Source organism: Undibacterium umbellatum (assembly GCF_014284125.1).
In the GTDB taxonomy this organism is placed as follows: Bacteria; Pseudomonadota; Gammaproteobacteria; order Burkholderiales; family Burkholderiaceae_D; genus Undibacterium; species Undibacterium umbellatum.
On the sequence record NZ_JACOFX010000008.1, the window covers coordinates 170,635 to 190,615 of the forward strand.

General features: G+C 48.3%; 22 protein-coding genes. 1 reads left to right on the forward strand and 21 read right to left on the reverse strand.

Annotated elements, in window-relative coordinates:
- Positions 1-2 precede the first annotated feature (2 nt).
- The 13 genes from fliR to fliF all read right to left on the reverse strand — a co-directional run bounded on the left by fliR (position 3) and on the right by fliF (position 11,416).
- Complete coding sequence (gene fliR, locus H8L47_RS16375) at positions 3-806, reverse strand: flagellar biosynthetic protein FliR (protein WP_186954656.1); 804 nt, start codon at positions 804-806, stop codon at positions 3-5.
- A gap of 21 nt (positions 807-827) precedes the next feature.
- The gene (gene fliQ / locus H8L47_RS16380) at positions 828-1,097 is read right to left on the reverse strand and encodes a flagellar biosynthesis protein FliQ (protein WP_162041086.1); all 270 of its coding nucleotides are present in this window, start codon (positions 1,095-1,097) and stop codon (positions 828-830) included.
- An 8-nt stretch (positions 1,098-1,105) separates the two neighbouring features.
- Positions 1,106-1,810: a flagellar type III secretion system pore protein FliP gene (fliP, locus tag H8L47_RS16385; protein ID WP_186954657.1), complete on the reverse strand. Its 705-nt coding sequence runs from the start codon at positions 1,808-1,810 to the stop codon at positions 1,106-1,108.
- A gap of 72 nt (positions 1,811-1,882) precedes the next feature.
- The gene (gene fliO / locus H8L47_RS30080) at positions 1,883-2,311 is read right to left on the reverse strand and encodes a flagellar biosynthetic protein FliO (RefSeq protein ID WP_186954658.1); all 429 of its coding nucleotides are present in this window, start codon (positions 2,309-2,311) and stop codon (positions 1,883-1,885) included.
- Between the two features lie 8 nt (positions 2,312-2,319).
- The gene (fliN, locus tag H8L47_RS16395) at positions 2,320-2,745 is read right to left on the reverse strand and encodes a flagellar motor switch protein FliN (protein ID WP_186954659.1); all 426 of its coding nucleotides are present in this window, start codon (positions 2,743-2,745) and stop codon (positions 2,320-2,322) included.
- Positions 2,738-3,739, reverse strand: coding sequence for a flagellar motor switch protein FliM (fliM, locus tag H8L47_RS16400; RefSeq protein WP_110253184.1), 1,002 nt, complete (start codon positions 3,737-3,739; stop codon positions 2,738-2,740). Before fliM ends, fliN begins: the two co-directional genes overlap by 8 nt.
- 4 nt (positions 3,740-3,743) lie before the next feature.
- Entirely contained in the window at positions 3,744-4,250 is a 507-nt protein-coding gene (gene fliL, locus H8L47_RS16405) for a flagellar basal body-associated protein FliL (RefSeq protein ID WP_186954660.1), read from the reverse strand.
- Between the two features lie 345 nt (positions 4,251-4,595).
- Positions 4,596-6,176 (reverse strand): flagellar hook-length control protein FliK, encoded by a 1,581-nt coding sequence (locus tag H8L47_RS16410; protein ID WP_186954661.1) that lies wholly within the window; start codon positions 6,174-6,176, stop codon positions 4,596-4,598.
- Positions 6,177-6,196: 20 nt separating this feature from the next.
- Positions 6,197-6,637: a flagellar export protein FliJ gene (gene fliJ, locus H8L47_RS16415; RefSeq protein ID WP_186954662.1), complete on the reverse strand. Its 441-nt coding sequence runs from the start codon at positions 6,635-6,637 to the stop codon at positions 6,197-6,199.
- Between the two features lie 32 nt (positions 6,638-6,669).
- The gene (gene fliI / locus H8L47_RS16420) at positions 6,670-8,064 is read right to left on the reverse strand and encodes a flagellar protein export ATPase FliI (protein ID WP_268978065.1); all 1,395 of its coding nucleotides are present in this window, start codon (positions 8,062-8,064) and stop codon (positions 6,670-6,672) included.
- Positions 8,064-8,744: a flagellar assembly protein FliH gene (locus tag H8L47_RS16425; protein WP_186954663.1), complete on the reverse strand. Its 681-nt coding sequence runs from the start codon at positions 8,742-8,744 to the stop codon at positions 8,064-8,066. Before H8L47_RS16425 ends, fliI begins: the two co-directional genes overlap by 1 nt.
- Positions 8,737-9,732 carry a flagellar motor switch protein FliG gene (gene fliG / locus H8L47_RS16430; RefSeq protein ID WP_186954664.1) on the reverse strand — a complete coding sequence of 332 codons (996 nt, stop codon included), beginning with the start codon at positions 9,730-9,732 and terminating at the stop codon, positions 8,737-8,739. The genes H8L47_RS16425 and fliG overlap by 8 nt, the downstream gene beginning before the upstream one ends.
- Positions 9,725-11,416 (reverse strand): flagellar basal-body MS-ring/collar protein FliF, encoded by a 1,692-nt coding sequence (gene fliF / locus H8L47_RS16435; protein ID WP_186954665.1) that lies wholly within the window; start codon positions 11,414-11,416, stop codon positions 9,725-9,727. The genes fliG and fliF overlap by 8 nt, the downstream gene beginning before the upstream one ends.
- Positions 11,417-11,616: 200 nt before the next feature.
- On the opposite strand from fliF, the gene fliE reads away from it, so the two are divergent.
- Positions 11,617-11,967, forward strand: coding sequence for a flagellar hook-basal body complex protein FliE (fliE, locus tag H8L47_RS16440; protein WP_186954666.1), 351 nt, complete (start codon positions 11,617-11,619; stop codon positions 11,965-11,967).
- A 92-nt stretch (positions 11,968-12,059) separates the two neighbouring features.
- On the opposite strand, the gene H8L47_RS16445 is transcribed toward fliE, so the two are convergent.
- The 8 genes from H8L47_RS16445 to H8L47_RS30285 form a co-directional block, all read right to left on the reverse strand.
- Positions 12,060-12,821: a flagellar brake protein gene (locus H8L47_RS16445; protein ID WP_186954667.1), complete on the reverse strand. Its 762-nt coding sequence runs from the start codon at positions 12,819-12,821 to the stop codon at positions 12,060-12,062.
- Positions 12,822-12,859: 38 nt separating this feature from the next.
- The gene (locus H8L47_RS16450) at positions 12,860-13,171 is read right to left on the reverse strand and encodes an EscU/YscU/HrcU family type III secretion system export apparatus switch protein (protein ID WP_186954668.1); all 312 of its coding nucleotides are present in this window, start codon (positions 13,169-13,171) and stop codon (positions 12,860-12,862) included.
- Positions 13,158-14,504, reverse strand: coding sequence for a flagellar hook-length control protein FliK (fliK, locus tag H8L47_RS16455; protein ID WP_186954669.1), 1,347 nt, complete (start codon positions 14,502-14,504; stop codon positions 13,158-13,160). Before fliK ends, H8L47_RS16450 begins: the two co-directional genes overlap by 14 nt.
- 5 nt (positions 14,505-14,509) lie before the next feature.
- Entirely contained in the window at positions 14,510-14,845 is a 336-nt protein-coding gene (locus H8L47_RS16460) for a flagellar protein FliT (protein ID WP_186954670.1), read from the reverse strand.
- A 6-nt stretch (positions 14,846-14,851) separates the two neighbouring features.
- Complete coding sequence (gene fliS / locus H8L47_RS16465; RefSeq protein ID WP_186954671.1) at positions 14,852-15,322, reverse strand: flagellar export chaperone FliS; 471 nt, start codon at positions 15,320-15,322, stop codon at positions 14,852-14,854.
- Between the two features lie 46 nt (positions 15,323-15,368).
- Positions 15,369-17,381, reverse strand: a complete 2,013-nt coding sequence (gene fliD, locus H8L47_RS16470) for a flagellar filament capping protein FliD (RefSeq protein ID WP_329605457.1) — start codon at positions 17,379-17,381, stop codon at positions 15,369-15,371.
- A 107-nt stretch (positions 17,382-17,488) separates the two neighbouring features.
- Positions 17,489-17,866 carry a flagellar protein FlaG gene (locus H8L47_RS16475; RefSeq protein WP_186954672.1) on the reverse strand — a complete coding sequence of 126 codons (378 nt, stop codon included), beginning with the start codon at positions 17,864-17,866 and terminating at the stop codon, positions 17,489-17,491.
- An 88-nt stretch (positions 17,867-17,954) separates the two neighbouring features.
- Positions 17,955-19,775: a flagellin N-terminal helical domain-containing protein gene (locus H8L47_RS30285; protein WP_186954673.1), complete on the reverse strand. Its 1,821-nt coding sequence runs from the start codon at positions 19,773-19,775 to the stop codon at positions 17,955-17,957.
- Positions 19,776-19,981: the final 206 nt, after the last annotated feature.

Consider the following 19,981-nt stretch of genomic DNA (forward strand, 5'->3'; position numbering starts at 1 on the left):
ATTTATCTCTTTACCGGGATGGGTATTGACGCAGGCTGCCCCAGTGATTGCATCATTTCTATGCCACTCTGAAACAGATTTTGTAGGGGGATGAGTAGGTAGGGCATTATCAGTGCCAACATCAAGAAACCTACACCTATGGTAATTGGAAAGCCGATACCAAATATATTCAGTTGTGGTGCTGCACGCGTCAATATCCCCAGGGCGACATTGGTTACCAGCAGGGCTGCGACGATAGGTAAGGATAGGTGCATACCGACACTGAAAATCTGCTCACCCCAGATCGCCAGTTTTTGATAATTGAGGCCTGATTGATAGGTGGTCGCAATCGGGATGGTATGAAAACTTTCGACCAAGGCCTCCAGCATGGAGAGATGCACGTTCAACGTCAGCATGAGCAATGTGGCTGTCAGTACCAGGAATTGTGCAATGGCAGAAGAGCGCCCCTGAGTTTGCGGATCAAAAAAAGTAGCGAAACCCAGGCCCATGGTAAGACCTGAAATCTCGCCAGCCATTTCTATAGCCGAAAAGATCACTCGCATGACAAAACCCATCCCCAAACCGATGATGAGCTGCTGCGCCAGCACCAGGATGCCATTCAACGAAATTGGATCGAGATCAGACATAACAGGTAACGTAGGTGCGACGATGAGAGACAGCACCACGCCCAGGATGATTTTGATACGCACTGGTACAGAATTATTTCCAAACGGCGGTGCCACTGCAATCAATCCCAAAATCCTGGTCAAGGGCCAGATGAAGGAATTGATCAGCGCAATCAGCTCATTACTGGAATAGGAAATCATTGGTAGACGACGGCATGCAAATCAGGCCGCCATGGTGGCTATGCTGGAAAACATTTGGCGCATATAGTCCATCAGGACAGAAAGCATCCACGGCCCGGCAATAATGAGGGTGACAAAGATACCTATCAGCTTGGGGATGAAGGACAAGGTTGTTTCATTAATTTGTGTTGCTGCCTGAAAAATACTGACGATAAGACCTATACCCAACGCCACCAGTAATAAGGGTGCGGAGACCATCAAGGTGACTTCCATGGCCTGGCGGCCCAGTGTCATTACGCTATCGGGTGTCATGGTGGTCCTTAGTAAAAACTTTGCGCAAGTGAGCCTATCAACAGTTGCCAGCCATCTACCAGCACAAACAGCATGAGCTTGAAGGGGAGCGACACAATCGCAGGTGAAACCATCATCATACCCATGGACATCAGCACACTGGCGACTACCATATCGATGATGAGAAAGGGAATAAAAATGGCGAAACTGATCTGAAAAGCAGTTTTTAATTCACTGGTAATAAAAGCTGGTATCAAAATCCGCAAGGACACCTCTTCTGGCCCCTGCAACTGGGGAGAATTGGACAATTTTACGTAAAGGGCAAGATCAGTTTGCCGGGTTTGCTTCATCATGAATTGTTTCAGGGGAGTTGCCCCTTTATCCATGGCGTCTTGCATTGTGATTTTATTTTCAGTAAACGGTTGATAGGCATCAACGTAAATTTTGTCAAAAACCGGCCCCATGACAAACAAGGTCAGAAACAGGGATAAGCCCACCAGTACCTGATTCGGTGGCGCCGATTGTGTGCCCAGCGCTTGCCTGAGTAGAGACAAAACGATAATGATCCGGGTGAAGCTGGTCATCATCAACAGGGCCGCTGGCAAGAAACTAAGTGCCGTCAGAAATAACAGCGTTTGTATGCTGAGAGAATAGTTCTGTCCGCCACCGGGTGCTGGTGTGCTGGTGATTGCTTGCAGGCCACCATTGGCTTGGGCTATGGCCGCTTCAGGCATAGCGAGTCCACATAGCAAAAGGGGCAACCATAAAAGTGGCAGATGAGAGCGCAAAATATTCATGCAATGTATTTAGCTGTTGTCAGATCGCTCGGTCGTTCGCTTATCTAGTGTGCGCTTGAGCCAGGTAGAAAAAGGGTCGCTTGCGGCTGTTTGCGCTGACTGATTCAGCAATTCGTCTTGTTTTGGCATGCTACCGAGCTTATTGATATTGTTTGCAGTTACTCCCAGGATCAGCCACTGATCGCCGACTTCAACCACCATTACCCGCTCGCGATTACCGACATTGATACCGCCGATGATCTTGACCGGGATTTTATTGCCGGCGTTCATGGGCCCCAGACGACGCATTAGCCAGGCGGCCGCAAAAACCAGTCCCAACACGAACAGCAGTGCAGTAGCAATTTGCAATAAACCACCACTTGGCGATATAGGGGCAGGTTCGGCTGCAAATGCCGCATTGCTCAGCAAAACGATCAACGCCAATGCAAGATAACGCACTTGCTTCCTCATTTGTTGAGCTTGCGTATACGTTCGGCAGGCGTGACGATATCGGTCAAACGTATACCAAACTTGTCGTTAACCACCACCACTTCGCCTTGTGCAATAAGGCAGCCATTGACCAATACGTCCATAGGTTCACCCGCCAGGCCGTCAAGTTCGACAACAGAACCCTGTGCCAGTTGAAGCAGGTTTTTGATGGCGATCTTGGTACGGCCCAGTTCGACAGTCAGTTGTACTGGGATGTCCAGAATGAAGTCGATGTCATTATGGGTTTCAGTCGTTGTACCCTTGCCGCTGAATTCCTTGAAAATAGCAGCGCTGGCAGGCGGCGCTTCAGCTTTTTCTGCTGCTGCGGCTTCTGCTCTTTCCTGCTCTGCAATTGCTGCACCCCAGTCGTCTTCACTGATGGGGGATTCGCCGTTATCATCCATGATTTTCTCCTTGTGCTACTTCCTGTACGCTGGAACTGATCAACTTTTCCACACGCAAGGCATACTGTCCGTTAAATACACCGTATTTGCACTCCATCACGGGAGTGCCATCAACTTTTGCAGAAATAATTTCTGGAATGGAAAGAGGGATGATATCGCCTTCTTTCATATTCAGTATATCGCCCAGGGTGACACGTGTGGTCCCCAGGTCGGCAACTATTTCGACTTCTGCAATTTGTATCTGTTGCGTCATCAGACGCACCCAGCGTTTATCCACTTCCAGGGTTTCCCCCTGCAGGCTACTGGTGAGGATGTCGCGTATGGGTTCTATGGTGGAGTAGGGCATGCATAAATGCATTTCACCACTGACTGGTCCTAGTTCTATCGTGAATGTGGTGGAAACCACGACCTCATTCGGTGTCGCAATATTGGCAAACTGGGTGTTCATTTCTGAACGTATATATTCAAATTCTATGGGGTAAACTGGCTCCCATGATTTGGAATAAGTCTCAAAAATGATTTCAAGGATGCGGTGAATGATACGCTGTTCAGTCTGAGTAAAATCACGACCTTCAACACGGGTATGAAAACGACCATCACCACCAAAAAGATTATCCACCAGCAAGAACACCAGGCCAGGGTCAAGCACAATCAATGAGGTGCCACGCAAGGGCTTCATGTGAACCAGATTAAGATTGGTTGGCACCACCAGATTACGGATGAATTCGCTGTATTTCGATACTCTGACAGTTCCAACTGACACTTCGGCACTGCGACGCAGAAAGTTGAATAAGCCTATGCGCAACAGTCGGGCAAAACGCTCATTGATAATTTCCAGTGTCGGCATGCGGCCACGGACGATACGTTCTTGCGTAGCAAGATTGTAGGGCCTGACACCAGAGGTATCCTCCAGTGATTGTGAATCGTCCTGATCCCCAGTGACGCCCTTTAAGAGAGCATCAACTTCTTCCTGGGAGAGAAAATTATCTGACATTGATTTATTGAACTACAAAAGACGTGAAGAAGACGCTACTGATTTTTTGCGGATCACCTTTGGCCGTGAAAGGCAGAGCAACTTTCTCTATGATTTCACTCACCAATTTTTCCTTGCCTTCAGACGACAAAATTTCAGTCGCATCCTTGCTGGACAACAGCAATAACAGGCGGCTGCGTACTTGCGGCATATTAGCCTTAATGAGAGTAACCTGTTCTTCGTCCTGTACCTGCAGCGTCATGCTGATTTGCAAGTATTTGTCGCCATTATCTGACTGAAGATTGACCGTAAATGGGTCCAGTGCAAGGAAGACGGGCGCTTTTGCAGGTTCAGTTTTAGTTTCTTTATCTTTTGGCGTAGAGCTTTTCTTGGATAGAAAAAAAGCAGCGCCACCGCCTGCAGCGACCAATAGGAATACGACCGCAGCGATGATGATCAAGAGTTTCTTCTTTGATTTTCCTGCTACCGGTGCATCACCTGCATCTGCTGCTTTGGCTGGTGCTTTCGCCATGGTTTTCCTCTCTGTAGGCATTGAATGCCATGATTTTTAAGTATTATGCTTGATAGCTGGAATGTAATATCCAAGAAAAAGAGGGCGTATTTCAGCTTATCTCTACTAATTGCAAAGTGAAGTGATCTTGCTTTGCTGCATGGACTAGCCGTTCATGGCCATTCTACATGTATGTACAGGCTTTTTTCCAGAGACTAGCGACCTATCATGCTAGTGACAGGTAAAAGTTATGTGTCAGATAGTGAAATCGACAGGTATTGCAATCGCGACTGGCGACGTGCATGGTCGCGATTGTAGTTGGGCGAGGTATGAAGTGAGGAGTCTTAGCAGCAACTGACACGTGTTTCAGGCGAAAGTATCTACCAGACCGTTATTTGATTGTATCCTGACGGGGTTGGTAGCTGCTGGGCTAATGGTATTATCAGTAAGACCTCTGGTGGTTCTGGACGGATTCATGTCTCTGGCTTGTTGTTGGGTGAAATTTTGCCCCTGGCCAGGCGCCTGCGAATTGACAGAAAAACCTGTCAGTTGAACCCCGGCATCACTAAGCATCTGCTTCAAACGGGGTAAGGCAGCTTCCAGTGCCTCCCTGACTTCAGGTTGGGCTGAGCTAAAGCTTGCATTGGCTTGATCATTGCTGACACTAAGCACGACTTGTAAAGGCCCGAGATCAGGTGGATTCAATGTTAATTCTGCTGATTGCAAACCTGAACCTACCATCCAGACAACTTTTTGACCTACTGCCTTGTCCCAGCCATTGCTACCTACTCGTGGCGCGATTTGTTCTGCAGCAATCACCGCCGCATTGAATTGTGTGCTGTTGACGTTATTTGCTGCGACAACTGGAGGGGCAATGACTTGCTGACTGTCTTTGCCGGAAGGTGTGGCTTTTATTTCAGCCATGCGTTCAGCAAGGACATCTTTTGCCAGTGCAATATCGTTTGTAAATGCTTTGGGCGTGTCAGTTGCTAAGGTTTGTGGGCGTGTATCACCACTCTTGTCGTTGACAGTTTTACCCACGTCGAGATTGTTGAGCTTGACCGCATTGAGTTTCTCTTCGGCAGTGTCAATCTGGTCAGTTTTGGCTGACGTGCTAGTAGCACCTTTTGTGAGGCTCTGATTGACTGATATCAATACAGTTGGAGGCGATGCGGTCAAATTACTTGCGCCATTATTTTCTGTCGCAATCGTAGATGCTACGGTGCTCAAGCCATTTTCAGACAATTTCCCCATTGATTTGTCGTCGATTTTTACGGCCATAATTTGTGCAGCAATGGCGGCTACTCCAGACTTACTCGCGTCTTCTGCCTGACTTTGTTGAGTAATTGATGTGAGCTGACTAGATGCTTGTGGGGCTACCGGAATCAGCGCATTAGTTTCTGCCTGTGTCAATGTGGCAAGGGGGTTTTCACCGGGTAGTTTGGCTATTGCGGCTACATCTGTATTGGACATGCTGTTCAGGCTTTCAGCTTTAACAGCATCCAAGCCAGGGGACATATTGGTTTTGTTTACATCCGCTACAACTGGAGGGGTTGCCAGGTTACCTACCAGGGCTAGGATTTGAGCGCTAAGATCATCTTCTTTCATCGTGTCAAGTTCATCATCCTTGACAGTTGTGCCATCGGTCGTGGAACTATCGGTTTTCTCTGTTTTGCCAGTGGCAGGGGCGCTATTGTCATTGTTTGCCATTTTGTTGGCAGAGTTGCTATTGCTATTGTTATTGTTGACGTTGTTATTATTCTTGGCTGGAGTGGGTGTTTTATTGACAGGGCGAGTGACATCCATCTCCGGCTTTTTTGTGCTGGAGATCTCTTTATTGAGCACTTGATTGAAACTGACTTCGGGAGTGGCTGATGAAGCATTTTTGCCCGCTTTGACGCCTGTACCCTGTTTATCTATCGCTGTGAGTATGTTATTCGCTTGCATTTGAGGTACCTGTCAATAAATTAGCGCTTATAGAAGAGGGCGCGAGCTGCCATTTCGTCTGTTTGCTTCTGATCTCGTTTTGCTTCTTTTTTTTGTAGTGCCGTTTGTGCGCGGTTTTGCAAGGTGTCATAGGAAAGGCGTTTTTTTTCGCTGGCTTGCCATTCGGTTTTTGCCATGGTGATACGATGTGCTGCATCCATGACGACTTGCCTTTGCCCGTCTATAGCTGTATCAAGTTTTGCCAGGAAGGACAGAAAATTCGTATATTGCGACACGCTCAGACCTTTTGCTGCACCATCCTGCAATCTTTGTGCATAGTCGTTTCGGTATTGCTGTAATAAATTCAGTTTTTTTTCGGTATCTTCATGCGCACGTATGGCCCTACCCAGAAGTTTGGCGGCATCGTCAACTTCTTTTTCTGTCATTTCTATCAGTGTGGTAATCGGTGATTTCAACGCCATGATGAATTAAGTATAGTCGCTGATCAGGTTTTCTATCCGTTGAATAGAGCCTGAAGTTGCCCCAAGCTTTCAGGAATGCTGCATTTTTCAGTGATGTCTTGTTGTAAAAATGAAACTATTCTTCCATTCAGGCGGATTGCTTCATCCAGTAATGGATCGGAACCGGGAGAATATGCACCAACGCTAATCAAATCGCGACTGCGTTCGTAACGAGAATACAATTGTTTCAGTTTTCTAGCCAGGGCCTGGTGTTCTGGCGTGGTGATGCTATGCATGGCGCGGCTGATCGACTGTTCTATGTCAATGGCAGGGTAGTGACCACTTTCTGCCAAAGCTCTGTTCAGAACGATATGGCCATCGAGAATGGCCCTGGCAGCATCTGCGATTGGATCTTGCTGATCATCACCCTCAGTCAGGACAGTATAAAATGCAGTAATTGAACCACCACCAGATTTACCATTTCCAGCTCTTTCCACTAATATAGGCAGCTTGGCAAACACAGATGGTGGGTAACCTTTGGTGGCAGGCGGCTCGCCAATGGCCAGGGCAATTTCCCTTTGCGCCATGGCATAACGCGTCAGCGAATCCATGATCAGTAATACGCTACGGCCCTGATCCCTGAAGTATTCTGCAATGGTGGTCGCATAGGCCGCTCCTTGCAAGCGCATCAGGGGTGGGGCATCAGCAGGGGCCGCAACCACGACAGAACGGGCCAGGCCTTCAGTGCCGAGAATTTGCTCAATAAATTCTTTAACTTCACGCCCCCGCTCACCAATCAGGCCAACCACAATAATGTCTGCAGCGGTATAGCGCGCCATCATGCCCAGTAAGACACTTTTGCCTACGCCTGAACCGGCGAACAGACCCAGGCGCTGGCCCTTGCCTACGCTCAGCATGCTGTTGATGGCACGGACACCCACATCCAGAGTCTCAACGATGGGGGCGCGTTCCAGCGGGTTATAAATACGCGCACCTAAAGGGGCTGACTCATGGGTGCCCAGCGGGCCAAGAGTATCGAGTGGGCGACCATTGCCGTCCAGAACACGTCCCAATAACTCATAGCCTACTGGCAAATGACGGCTTCTGTCACTGGGGCGACGGCGTGGGTGATTGGCGATTTCATGGGCTTCTGGTTCGGCCGGGAAAACCGGCGCTCCTGGTGTGACACCATCCAGATCACTGTGTGGCATCAGGAATAGTCTGTCGCCATCGAAGCCAACTACTTCGGCGTCTATTTTCGCGCCGCTTTGCAAATGGATGGTGCAGGCACTGCCTACTGGCAAGCGTAAGCCTACAGCTTCCATGACCAGGCCAGTGACACGGGTCACTCTGCCGGACATGGATGTGGTTTGCACATGGGAAATCTGCTCTCGGCTCAGCTTGAGTTTGGATTTCCAGTCGTCGATGAAGGTGTCCTGCATGAGCATCAATCTGCAGTCTTGTTACTGATTTGCATGCTATCCAGTAGCTTTTTCCAGCGTGTTGAGTAACTGGCATCGACCAGATTATGCTGGGTTTCAAGCTTGCAACCACCGCGTTCTATTTGGGTATCAGGCACAATACGCCAGCCATCAGCACTCAGTGTTTCACCTAATTGATTTTTTACCATCGCCACATCTTCCGGGTTCAGCATGATTTGCGCAGGCTGCTGCACATTTGCCAATTGAGCGATTGCATCTTCAACGATAGGCAGTATCGCGCTTGGGTCAGTATCGAGCTTTGCTTTCAGCATGGCTTGTGCAATGTCCAGCGCCAGATGCATAAGTTCATTGCCCATTTGTTGTGATGCAGTATGCAATTGTTCGGAAAATGCGACAGCTATTTGTTGTAATGATTGTATTTCTACCTGTACCTGTTCCATGGTTTCTGCATAAGCAGTTTCTTGTCCATCTTTCAGACCACGTTCATAGGCCTCTTTGTAGCCAGCTGCAAATCCTTCCTGCTTTGCAGCTTCGCGAACAATTTCTGTTTCCTTGTGCTGCTGGGCCGCCACTTGGGCGCTTGCGGCCCTGATTTCTTCGACCTGGGCGGGACGACTGTCACCAAATGAAGCCATTTCCCAGCGTTGGAAAGCAGTCATGTCGCCACCACGCATGGCATTAGACATATGCGTCCTCGCCTTTGGCACCTAACATAATCTGGCCTTCATCTGCCAGGCGTCTGACGATGAGCAGTATTTGTTTTTGCTGTGCTTCCACTTCGGACAAGCGTACCGGCCCCTTGGAATCCAGGTCTTCGCGCATCATTTCAGCAGCGCGCTGCGACATATTTTTGAAGATTTTTTCGCGCATGTCCTGATTTGCGCCCTTGAGTGCGACGATCAGGGAATCGGACTGCACTTCCCTCAGCAATAACTGTATGCCTTTGTCATCGATTTCCAGAATGTTATCGAAGACAAACATCTCATCCATGATTTTTTCCGCCATGTCGCCATCATATTTACGCAGATTATCCATCACGGAGGCTTCGTTTTCTCCGCTCATAAAGTTCAGGATTTCTGCCGCTGCTCGTACACCGCCTATGGATTTTTTCTTCAGGCTTTCATTGCCTGTCAGCAGTTTGGTCAACACATCATTCAGTTCGCGCAAGGCAGTAGGCTGGATACCGTCCAGTGTGGCAATTCGCAGGACGATGTCATTGCGCAGGCGCTCTGTAAATTGATTCAGAATTTCACAGGCCTGATCACTTTCCAGATGGACCAATATGGTGGCAATAATTTGCGGATGTTCATTCTTAATCAGTTCAGCAACTGAAGGGGAATCCATCCATTTCAGGCTTTCTATACCGCTGGCATCCTTGCCGCCAAGGATGCGATTTAACAACGAGGCTGCCTTGTCATCGCCCAGGGCTTTGGTCAGTACGTTGCGTATATATTCATCAGAATCCAGGCCAACCGACGAGCTCAAATCAGCTGCAGACTTGAATTCCTCCAGCACTTTAGCGATGGATTCATGAGGGATGGCTCCGATCGCTGCCATAGCAGCACCGATTTTTTGCACTTCGCGCGGGCCAAGATACTTCATGACCTCTGCAGCGCCGTCTTCACCCAGTGCCAACATCAGGGTGGCGGCTTTTTGGACTCCATCGTCACTCATTGCTGACCCATGCCTTTACTACGTTAGCCACAATACGTGGATCGTCTTTTGCCAATTGTTTTGCCATTTCCAAATTCGTTTCATAGCTTGAACCGTGACGGGTGTTTTGTAGTTCTGCTTCTCTCGACAGATTCACAATGGCAGCATCTTCTTCCTCTTTCTCTACTTCCTCTTGCTCTCGTTTTTCAGCTTCCAGTGCTTCCAGAGTTTCTTTGTCTTTCCCCATTATTTTAAGTAACATGGGTTTGAGGAATCCAAAAAACAAGTAAGCCAGGACGATAGCAACGCCTATATATTTGGCGACTTCCTTCGCCATTTGCAAGACATCAGGCTGTTTCCAAAGCGGTAAGTCCACTATAGGCTCTTTTTCAGGGCTGGCAAAGGGACTATTGACGACATTCAATGTATCACCCCTGTCCTTGTTGAAACCCATGGCTTCCCGGGTCAAATCGGTAATCTGGGTTTTTTCTATGTCTGTCAAAGGGCGGGTCGTGGTTTTGCCATTTTTATCAGTTTCGGTTCTGTAATTGATGACAACAGCGACAGAAAGACGCTTGACGCCGCCCATGGGTTGTTGAGTGTAGCGAATGGTCTTGTCGACTTCAAAGTTCATAGTCGAATCTTTTTGCATCAGGCCTGCGTTAGAAGCGGCGCTTTGCGTATTGGCTGCACCGCTGGCGACGATGGGCGCAGTGGCAGGCACAGGGGGTTGATTGCTCAAAGCCCCAGGTATGCCTGATGGATTGGTTCCCTTATTATAGGACTCACTGGTTTGCTGGCTGCGGATGGCTGAAGCCTCAGGTGGTGAATTTGGCTTGTAGCTTTCTGCCGCCTGCTCTGTACGGGAAAAATCGATATCTGCAGTTGCCTCGGCGCGGACATTTGCAGCACCAACAATAGGTGAAATAATCGATTCTATGCGCTTGATAATGCTTTGTTGATATTCTTGCACATACTTGAGCTGTGAAGGATCAAGCGTGTTGTTTGCCATTTGCTTGCTGGGATCAGAAAGCAAATTACCATTCTGATCAATAATGGCCACATTTTTTGCTGACAACTCCGGCACACTGCTGGCTACCAGGTGAATAATGGCGCTGACCTGTTGTTGATCCAGTATGCGGCTGGGATAAAGGTTCAACAAGACCGAGGCGGTTGGTTTTTGCTGGTCACGGATGAAAACTTGTGACTTTGGGATGGCCAGATGCACGCGTGCGGTCTGCACCGCCGATACGGCCTGAATCGAGCGTGCCAGCTCACCTTCCAGTGCGCGCTGGAAGTTGACTTGTTCCAAAAACTGGGAAATGCCCAGTTTTTGATTTTCCATGAGTTCGAATCCAACATTGCCGCCCTTGGGCAAGCCCTGGGCCGCCAGTTTCAGACGCACATCATGAACCTGATTGGCAGGAACCAAAATGGCACTGCCGCCATCAGAATATTTGTAAGGGATGTTTAATTGTTGTAATGAGGCAACAATGGCACCACCATCCCTGTCATTGAAGTTGGAAAACAAGACTTTGTAGTCAGGAGTCTGGCTCCACAGCCACACGCCAACCATGATGGCAATCGTGATGGCAGCACCTACTGACAACATGATGTTGCGGGTGACCGGGGTTTGTGGCAAGCCAAATAGGCCCGGAAGGGCTGGTCCAGGTGGGGCAATTGCTATATTTTCTGCGGTTGCCATAATTCACCTTGTACGATTAATGTGTCTGTGGATTGCATGCTTGCTATTCCAAATATGGTTTTTTCCTTGTAGCGATTGTCCACTTAAATACCAAAATCAAACTTGGGAAAAACGATGTTTTTACTGCTCTTTTCGAAGCTCCGGTTTGCCTTGCGACTGTTAATGTAGCAATTGTGAAAGTCCATATTAGAGGTGATCAGATGAAAATGGGAGGCATAGACGCCAGTCGCATCGAAGCCATGGTTGCGCAGTTAAAGGCGACAGCGGCCAAAATGGAGGCGAGTGCTGGCCTGGGTGTGAGCCAGACAGAAAATCCAGCGCCTGGCAAGCTGGACTTTTCGGAAGCTTTGAAGGCTTCTCTGGATAGTGTGAATCAGGCGCAAGCAAAATCACAGCAACTAGGGCAGAAATTTGCCATGGGGGATGATAAGGTCAGCTTATCTGATGTCATGATTTCCATGCAAAAATCCAGTATCGCATTCCAGACGACAGTGCAGGTGAGGAACAAGCTGGTGTCGGCCTATCACGACATCATGAATATGCAGATTTGATTCATTGGGGCTAGCGGAGGAAAGCTTGGGTTCGGTAAATACAGTGGAATGAAACGAAAGCCCGATTGCTCAAAGATCGGGCTTTTGTGTTTTCAGCGTATGCCAGTCAGCTTGGCATTGCGCTCTCGTTCCAGCTTCATGATGTAGCGCTGTATGCTGGCTAGTACACTATTTGACATGTTGATGAATTGGCAGCCAAGGCGACGATTCGACTTGCCGTTCAACAAAACCAGATCTTGAGAGTTCCTGACCTGTAAAACAACATCTACCAGACCTATGGTGGGCAATTCAAGTTTGCAATGCTCATAGATGACCCCCATAGTGCTGTCGAGCACTTTTTTTTCATCCAGAATGGCAATTCCTCCGCAACTGATGTCAACCAGGGCCAGTTTCAAGGTTTCTTGCCTGTCATCTAGTTGTACAGGAATCATTGCCCGTATGGGATTTGATAGTGGTGTATTGATACGATAATATTCGCGTCTTTGCAGACGTATCATATTCGCTGGTATTGCGAACTGCAGAGCAGGGCGATCTTCAAAGGCGATACGTTCCAGATTTGATGAGGAAAACTGTATGCTGATTCTATCCAGCAGCCCCTCAAATGACACCCTCGGTGCGTCAATAATGCGTTGATTGGCCAGTTGACCCGGTGCACTATCGATAATCACCATATTACTGCTGTCATCGACGTCAAGTATGGACGTGATAAAGACTTCTGACCCGCTATTGATCAACATGCTGATCAATTGCTTGCTTTCTTTGAGGCCGCGCAATAATCCTATGATTTCCCTGCGGGAATCAACTTGAAAAGGGCTCTGATTTTCCGTACCCAGACTCGGAGGTGTGGATGGCATATTTTTATAATCACATTCAAAAATTGGGGCTGTTCAACTTATTCGTGCCCTGAAGTCTCCGACATTGTTTCAGACTTTTCCGTATCAATATGGTAAAGCCAAGCGAGTAGTTCTGCAACTGCCCGATACAAGGCAGGAGGAATATCTCGGTCAAGATCGACTTTCATCAGCAATGAAACCAATTCTTTGGACTGATGTACATGTACCCCGTGTTCTTTGGCTCTGGCAATGATTTCCTCGGCAATCAGGCCCTTACCTTTGGCAACAACTTTGGGCGCAGCATCCCCTGTCTGGTAGGCCAATGCAACAGCATTTTGTGCAGGTTTAAAGGGAGGCTCAGCTGCGCTCATTTTTATTTACCACAAAAGACATGAGTGGCGCGCCGGCAATCTGCATGGCAGTAGCCAGTTCGCCAGCATGGTTCTTCAAGGCAGATACGGTATTACTTTGCTCAGCCCGCAGGGATAGGCCCAGAACATTCGATTGCAGATTGATGATGGCTGTAACTGGTCCTAAATTGGGCAGGTCAAAACGAACCACCGATTGCCAGTTTGTAGCATCCTCCATTTCTTGTGGATTGTGCTTGCTCTGGCTTTCTTTTTTTATTTCCCATTCGATTTTTTGTCCCGGGAAAAGCTCCCCTTGCCATCGTACAATGTTTTGCTCCAGAACATTTAATTGCTGATGAATTATTTGTCCCATTTCCTTGTTGATGGTGGTGAGCGTAGTACTTAGATTGCCTGGGACGCTGTCTGTCTGACTTCTGGCTCCAATATGTGACTGTGGCTCAGCTTTGATATCAGCGATGGGACGCTTGCCTTGTGCCCATTCTGCAACATGCGATTCATAAAACAGGCCGCTGGTGCTGATTTGCTGTTGTAGTTTGACAGCGGTTGTTGCGGTATCTTTTAATTCGACAGGTGTAGCCATGATTGGAGTCGGGCTGGCAATATTGGCTTTGTCAGCCTGGGCTGGTGCTGTTTGTAGAATTTGTGTGATGAGCTTGCCTGTACTGCTTAAGGAAGTGGGAGTGCTACTCAGGCGATCTGGTAAGGTGTCGGCAGCATTGGTATTGGCGAGATTATTTTTTGCAGTGATTTCTGTTGGCCGGGCAGTGGCAATTTGCTGTGATCCAAGTTTCCCTGGGCTCAGGCCTATTTCATCGGCGTTTTGCTGGCCAACGTCTTGCGTTGACAAATTGACGATGCTTGAGGCATTGGTTTGCTTGTTGCCCTCCGCCAGGATTTTGGCCGAACCTGGTATTGGCTGCGTAGGGGTGGCGACTTCCTCAGATACCGGGCCAAGATATGTGCTTAAATTTGGGGGCTGACGCCTGTCTGTGCCAGCCGCATAATTTTGCGGGAGAGGGGCAGGGAAGTGAGCGTCTCCATCATGCTCCAGCAAGAATGTGGGGCGGGGTTCAGTGGAAATCAGGCGCAAAGGAATCTGGTCGCCTGTTTTGCTACCTTCTGGCAACATCATTTTGGCAGTGATTCCTGCCACCCTGACGGTGAAACTGCCGTCCATTAATTTGGATAGAATCTCACCCTTAAGTAATTGCCCGGTGACAAGCTGGGCAAGTTTTGGTGTGATGTCCTGCTTGGTTCCGCTAACAGGAATTGCAGCAGCTGGTGCCTCGATATTGGCAACTGGTTTGGGCAAAATATCGAGTCGGGTAGCCATAAAAATCAGGCCGTATTACCTGCACCATAAGCATTGGATAATTTTCTACTGGTACTGGAGTTTTTCATCAAATCAGATAGCTCAGCCATCCAGGGTTCGGTGATGTCGCGAATTTCCTTGTCATCTGCCAGGATTTTTTTGATGATGCGTACTTTCTTGTCCCGCATCTCAGCAGGCAGGTCGAAAGGGATTTCACTCTCACGTATGATTTGTACGCGACTGGAGCAATCATTCTCCAGTTGTTCCAATAATTCCCAGTTGCCTGAACGTGCGGCTTCCAGCATGTTGCTCGTTATGTTGGCGACATTTTCGTACAATGAGATTAATTCCAGACTATTCATCTTGATTCAAGCCTCAACAAAGTTGGCGGGACGAGGGGATAATGGGTCAATACTAAGTTTTGGTGCTTCATTGACGACTTCTTTTGTAGGGGAGATGGCTTCCCAGGAGGTCTTTAAATCACGCAATAAATTCTGTACTTCAGTGAGCATGACTACACTGTTTTCCAGATTGGCTTGCAATAGCCTGGAAGTCATGTACTCATACAGCGAGTCAAGGCTGACAGCGATTTCGCCGCCTGCTTTTTTATCCAGGCTGGCACGCAAGCCATTTTCTATAATGGCAATGGCCTTGGAGATTGCTTGCCCTTTGGATGCTACTTCACCTGTGCCCAAGTGATGCACGGCATTTGATATGGCAACAATTGCCCCGTCAAACAGCATGACTATCAATTTGTGTGGACTGGCGGCGACTACGCCAGTCTCAATGCCAACTTTTGCATAGGCATTGGCGCCGCGTGCTTGTGAAGAGCCAAACATAATCTCGTTTCCTTATATTTTCTTGCGTGCATAACAAATGATTGGATTACTTATTACTACCGGTTAATGCTGCCAATTGCTGAGTTAAGAAGGTGCTGGTGTTGTTGAGGCCGCTTACTATCCTGTCGAGGGCAGTAAATTGCGCTCTATAACGTGCTTCTACATCAAATAATCGACTATTCAAAGTAATGCGCTGTTTGCCTATTTCTTTGATGCTGGCGGTTACTCCAGAGGTCGTGCTAGTGATTGTCCCTGAACTGCCAGTGAATCCACTGATCAAACTACTTAACTGGGTGGCATAACCAACTGAAAAATTGACGGTGCCCCGTGCACCAAGTGACCCGCCTGCAATCAGTAGTTTGAGACCCTCTGCAGGGCTTCCTGCCGCTCCTGTTAATGATTGGCCGTTGCCAGTTGCCGTGATGCCGTTCAAGGTCCCTGCGACATCCTTGCCAACACTGCCTGTTACTACTGTGCCAGTAAGCGACGCAACACCAGTTCCAGTATTGCTGGCGATGTTAATAGCCGAGGTAGATCCGTATTTGTTTGATTCCAGTGCCAAAACGCCACCAACCACGCTGGCTTTTGCTGTTGCGCCTACGGCGGTAAAGGCGGAAGTGCTATTGATTGATGTTTGAACTAAGGTTGCCAGTTCTGTCGCAGTGTAGCTACCTGCCGCCAGGCTGACATCTGCAACAACTCCATCTAGCGTGACGCTGATCTTGGTATTGGGGTCGATGGTTGTTGACGGTGGCAGCGTCAAATCACCCGTAAGGCTGGATTTGGTGGCGATTTGTGTAATGGCCAGTTCATAACTGCCAGCTTTGGTGGCAGAAGATGAACCAGTAATATTTGCCAGGCTGTCAGTGGCGGAGCCTAGTGAGGCGAACAAACCGCCAACATCACTAAATTTGGTTGCAAGTGCCGTGGATAATTTGGAAGCATCAAGTGAAATGGAGCCATCTTTTTGAAAGCTGACCCCAATTTGTGACAAAGTCGTCAATCCGCCGCCCAAACCATTTACAGACGACGACAAAGTTTTTCTGATTTGGTTTTGTATGCTTTGCGTGGTTGAGTCACCTAAAAGCAAGCCCGCTTTCTTGGTATTGGGATCATAAGATGTCAGGCTTTTTATGGTCGTATTGAGATCATTGTAGGCTTTAACGAAACTATTTACGCCAGCCGTAATGCCAGTCGTATTTGCGGAAACCGATATAGAGGTTGTGCCAACCTTGGATACAGTCAACGATACCCCCTGCATGGCACCCAGAACAGTATTGGACGCGCTGGAAATGGCAATACCATTCACGGTCAGGTTAGCGTTTTGGGCTGTGCTGACTTCAGTAAAGTTTTGTGTCGCGGTTGGATCGTATGCCAGCAGGGATGTTACTGCGGCATCTCCACCTGAAGATGTTATTTTGAGGCTGGATGCTGCCCCAGTCTTACTCGAATTAAGTACCAAATGGTAGGGCGTGGCACTGCCATCACCGACTATGGAGGCAGAAACGCCAACATTTGCTGCATTGATCGCATCACGAATCCCTTGCAAGGAATTGTTTGTGCTATTGATTTTTACAGTGCCAACGGTTTGATTGGCATCTTGCTGGAATGTGGTTCCGGGTGGATATATGCCGCTAACAGCCGTTCCGGTAATGGTGCCGAAAGCGAAGCTGATAGTGGTTTCTGTGCCTGTGCCTATTGCGTCAGTAGAGCTAACCTGTCCCGCACTTGATATACCTTGAGCTTGTGCCAGTTTGCTGATTGCAACACTATAGCTACCAGCAGTTGCTGCACTATTAGCTGTCGCAAAGGCGATAGTGGAATCGCCAGCACTTGCGTTCAGTGATTGAAAAGTTGATGGTGTATTAAGTGATGTCAATGCATTCTGAAAGGCACTGACCGCACCGTTAAGAGAGCCATAGGCGGATAGTTTGGCCTGGTAGCTCGCTTCTTTTTTTGCGAGCGATGTCAAGGGCTGGCTCTCCACCTGCATTAGCTTGGAGACGATATCGTTCACATTGAGATTTGAACCAATGCCTGTTGATTGAATTCCTGCCACGTGATTCCCCTTTTGTTAGTGGTACTTTACTTTATTAACGGCAAGGGTAAATCAGACTTTAGAAGGGAATTTACCTGCTTGTTTTCAATATAGACATAAATTTAAACTTAGGCGGTCTGTTTTATCAGGAGACCCTGCAATTTATCCAGCGACTTGGCAATTTCTAGCGCTTCTTCGGTAGGAATTTGCCTGATAACCTGCTTGGTTTGCTGATCAACGATCTTGACCACGACTTCTTTGGCGTCGTTATCTACGCTGAATTCCAGGTTTTGAGAGCTCACTTGAACAGATTTATTAATTTCGGCAACAGCCTTATTAATTTCATCGGCAGAGGCGGCTTTGGAGCTTTGACTGGTGGCTCTGACCGGATTGGCAGTCTGCAGCGGCGCGGCGCTTTGCGCGATCTGAGGAGCGGTCGTCGCGGTGCTCAACCGATCTGAAACAGGTGCTCCTGACGATGAACTGGTAATCGATAGGACGTCCATGATGTTTCCTTAAAGTAAAATTCCCCTGATCATAAAATTGACCAGGGGACCACTCATTTTCAATGAAAAACTAAACTTATTTCATTGATTAGCCACGCAGCAGAGCCAAGACGCCTTGTGGTAACGCGTTCGCCTGAGCCAAGATTGCTGTACCAGCTTGTTGCAATACTTGACCACGTGTCAATGTTGCTGTTTCTTGAGCAAAGTCAGCATCACGGATACGGCTACGGGAAGCTGTCAAGTTCTCAGAAGTTGTATTCAAGCTGCTAACTGCTGAGGAGAAACGGTTTTGGTAAGCACCCAAAGAAGCACGTGAACTATTGACAGAAGCCAAGGCTGCATCGATAGTAGTCAGAGCCGCTGTGGCACCAGCCGCTGTAGTCAGGTCTAGTGATGAAACACCTGCACCAACCGTTGCCGTTGCTGAAGTGGCGCCAGCAGTCAAGCCGGCTGCTGTTGCACCTGCACCAGCAACTGTCGTTGTTGTAGCTGCCAAGCCAGTATTTGCCAGTGTTGCTGTACCTTTTACAGTAAAGGTGTAGCCAGCATTTTGTGAACTTGTCAATGTCAGTACGCCAGCAGCGTTAGATGCAGTAATGCCGGTTTCTCTAGTTTTTTGGTTAATTGCATCGCGAATTGCATCGCCTTGCAATGTTGCTGTAGCACCACCAGTAATTGCGCCAATGTCCACACCATTGATCTGAATGTCGCCAGCAGAGATATTGGAGTTAGTACCTGTGATGGTCGTACCAGTTGTTGCTGCACCTGTTCCGCCGTTCGCCAACACGATACCGGCAGAGCTGGTAGATGTCAGTTTGACAGTACCTGCTGTAGTTGTAGTTGCAGCAGCTGTGCCGATTGCTGTTGCAGCACCAGTAGTTGCACTACCCAGGCCAGTAACAGTTGCTGCCAAGCCAGTGGATGCATTGGTTTTGGAAACAGTAATGTTTCTGCCGTCAGCTGCTGTCAGAGCAACTGCACCTGTAGTAGTGTCAAATGCTGCAGTTACGCCAGTTTGTGAGGATTTTGCATTGATTGCGGCTGTAACTTGAGCACCACGTTCCGCAGCAGTGCCTGCAGCAGCAAGTGCCCCGATATCAACGCCGTTGATCAGAACATCACCAGCAACGATGGCAGTAGCAAAACCAGTTGCAGCAGTGCCGCTGGTCGTTGTTGCCTGAGCTGTTGCTGTTACGCCAGTGGTACCGTTTGAAGCGTTGATTGCGGCAGCTTTGGCAATCGCACTACCTTTGCTATCAGCATAAGATACGCCGTCGCCGCTGGTTGCACCAATGTTGAAACCGTTGATCACCAGATCACCAGACTGGAAGCCGCCTACACCATTCACACCACCAGAGATATTGGTGGCATAGCTGGAGCTGGCACCAACACCCAGGCTGGATGATTTAGCACTGGCGATGGAAGAAATGGCAATTTGGTCATTTGATGTTGCATTTGCACCAACTTGGAAAGTTTGTGCTGTGAAGCTACCGTCCAGCAGATTCACGCCGTTAAAGTTGGAAGAGCTGGCAACACGGTTGATCTCAGAGATCAGTTGTGAAGCTTCGTTGTTCAGCGCAGCGCGGTCGCTGGCGCTATTGGACGCGTTAGCCGATTGAACCGCCAGATCACGGATACGTTGCAAGTTGGAGCCAATTTGTGTCAAATCGCCCTCAGCGGTTTGCGCAAGAGAGATACCGTCATTCGCATTACGAACAGCTTGATTCAAGCCGCCGATTTGTGAAGACAGACGTTCAGAAATCGCCAGGCCAGCCGCATCGTCTTTAGCACTATTAATGCGCAGACCAGAAGACAGACGTTGCAAGGAAGTGTTCAGGGACGACTGAGATGTAGTCAGATTGCGCTGAGCATTCAAAGACGAGATATTGGTATTAATAAATGAAGCCATGTTAGTTCTCCTTACCCAAGTTATGTAAATATGGCCGGTGGCCTTAAACTTTGGTCTGTGCTACCAATAATATTGGACCGCCGTTGCAATCAGGTATCGGACGCTTATTTCAAAAGTTTAATGGGTTGCTCAAAGTAAATATTTTATTTTGAGGGTAAAGTTGCTCTCAATACTCCGTTAAACGGCAGCATTTCAAAATACTTGAG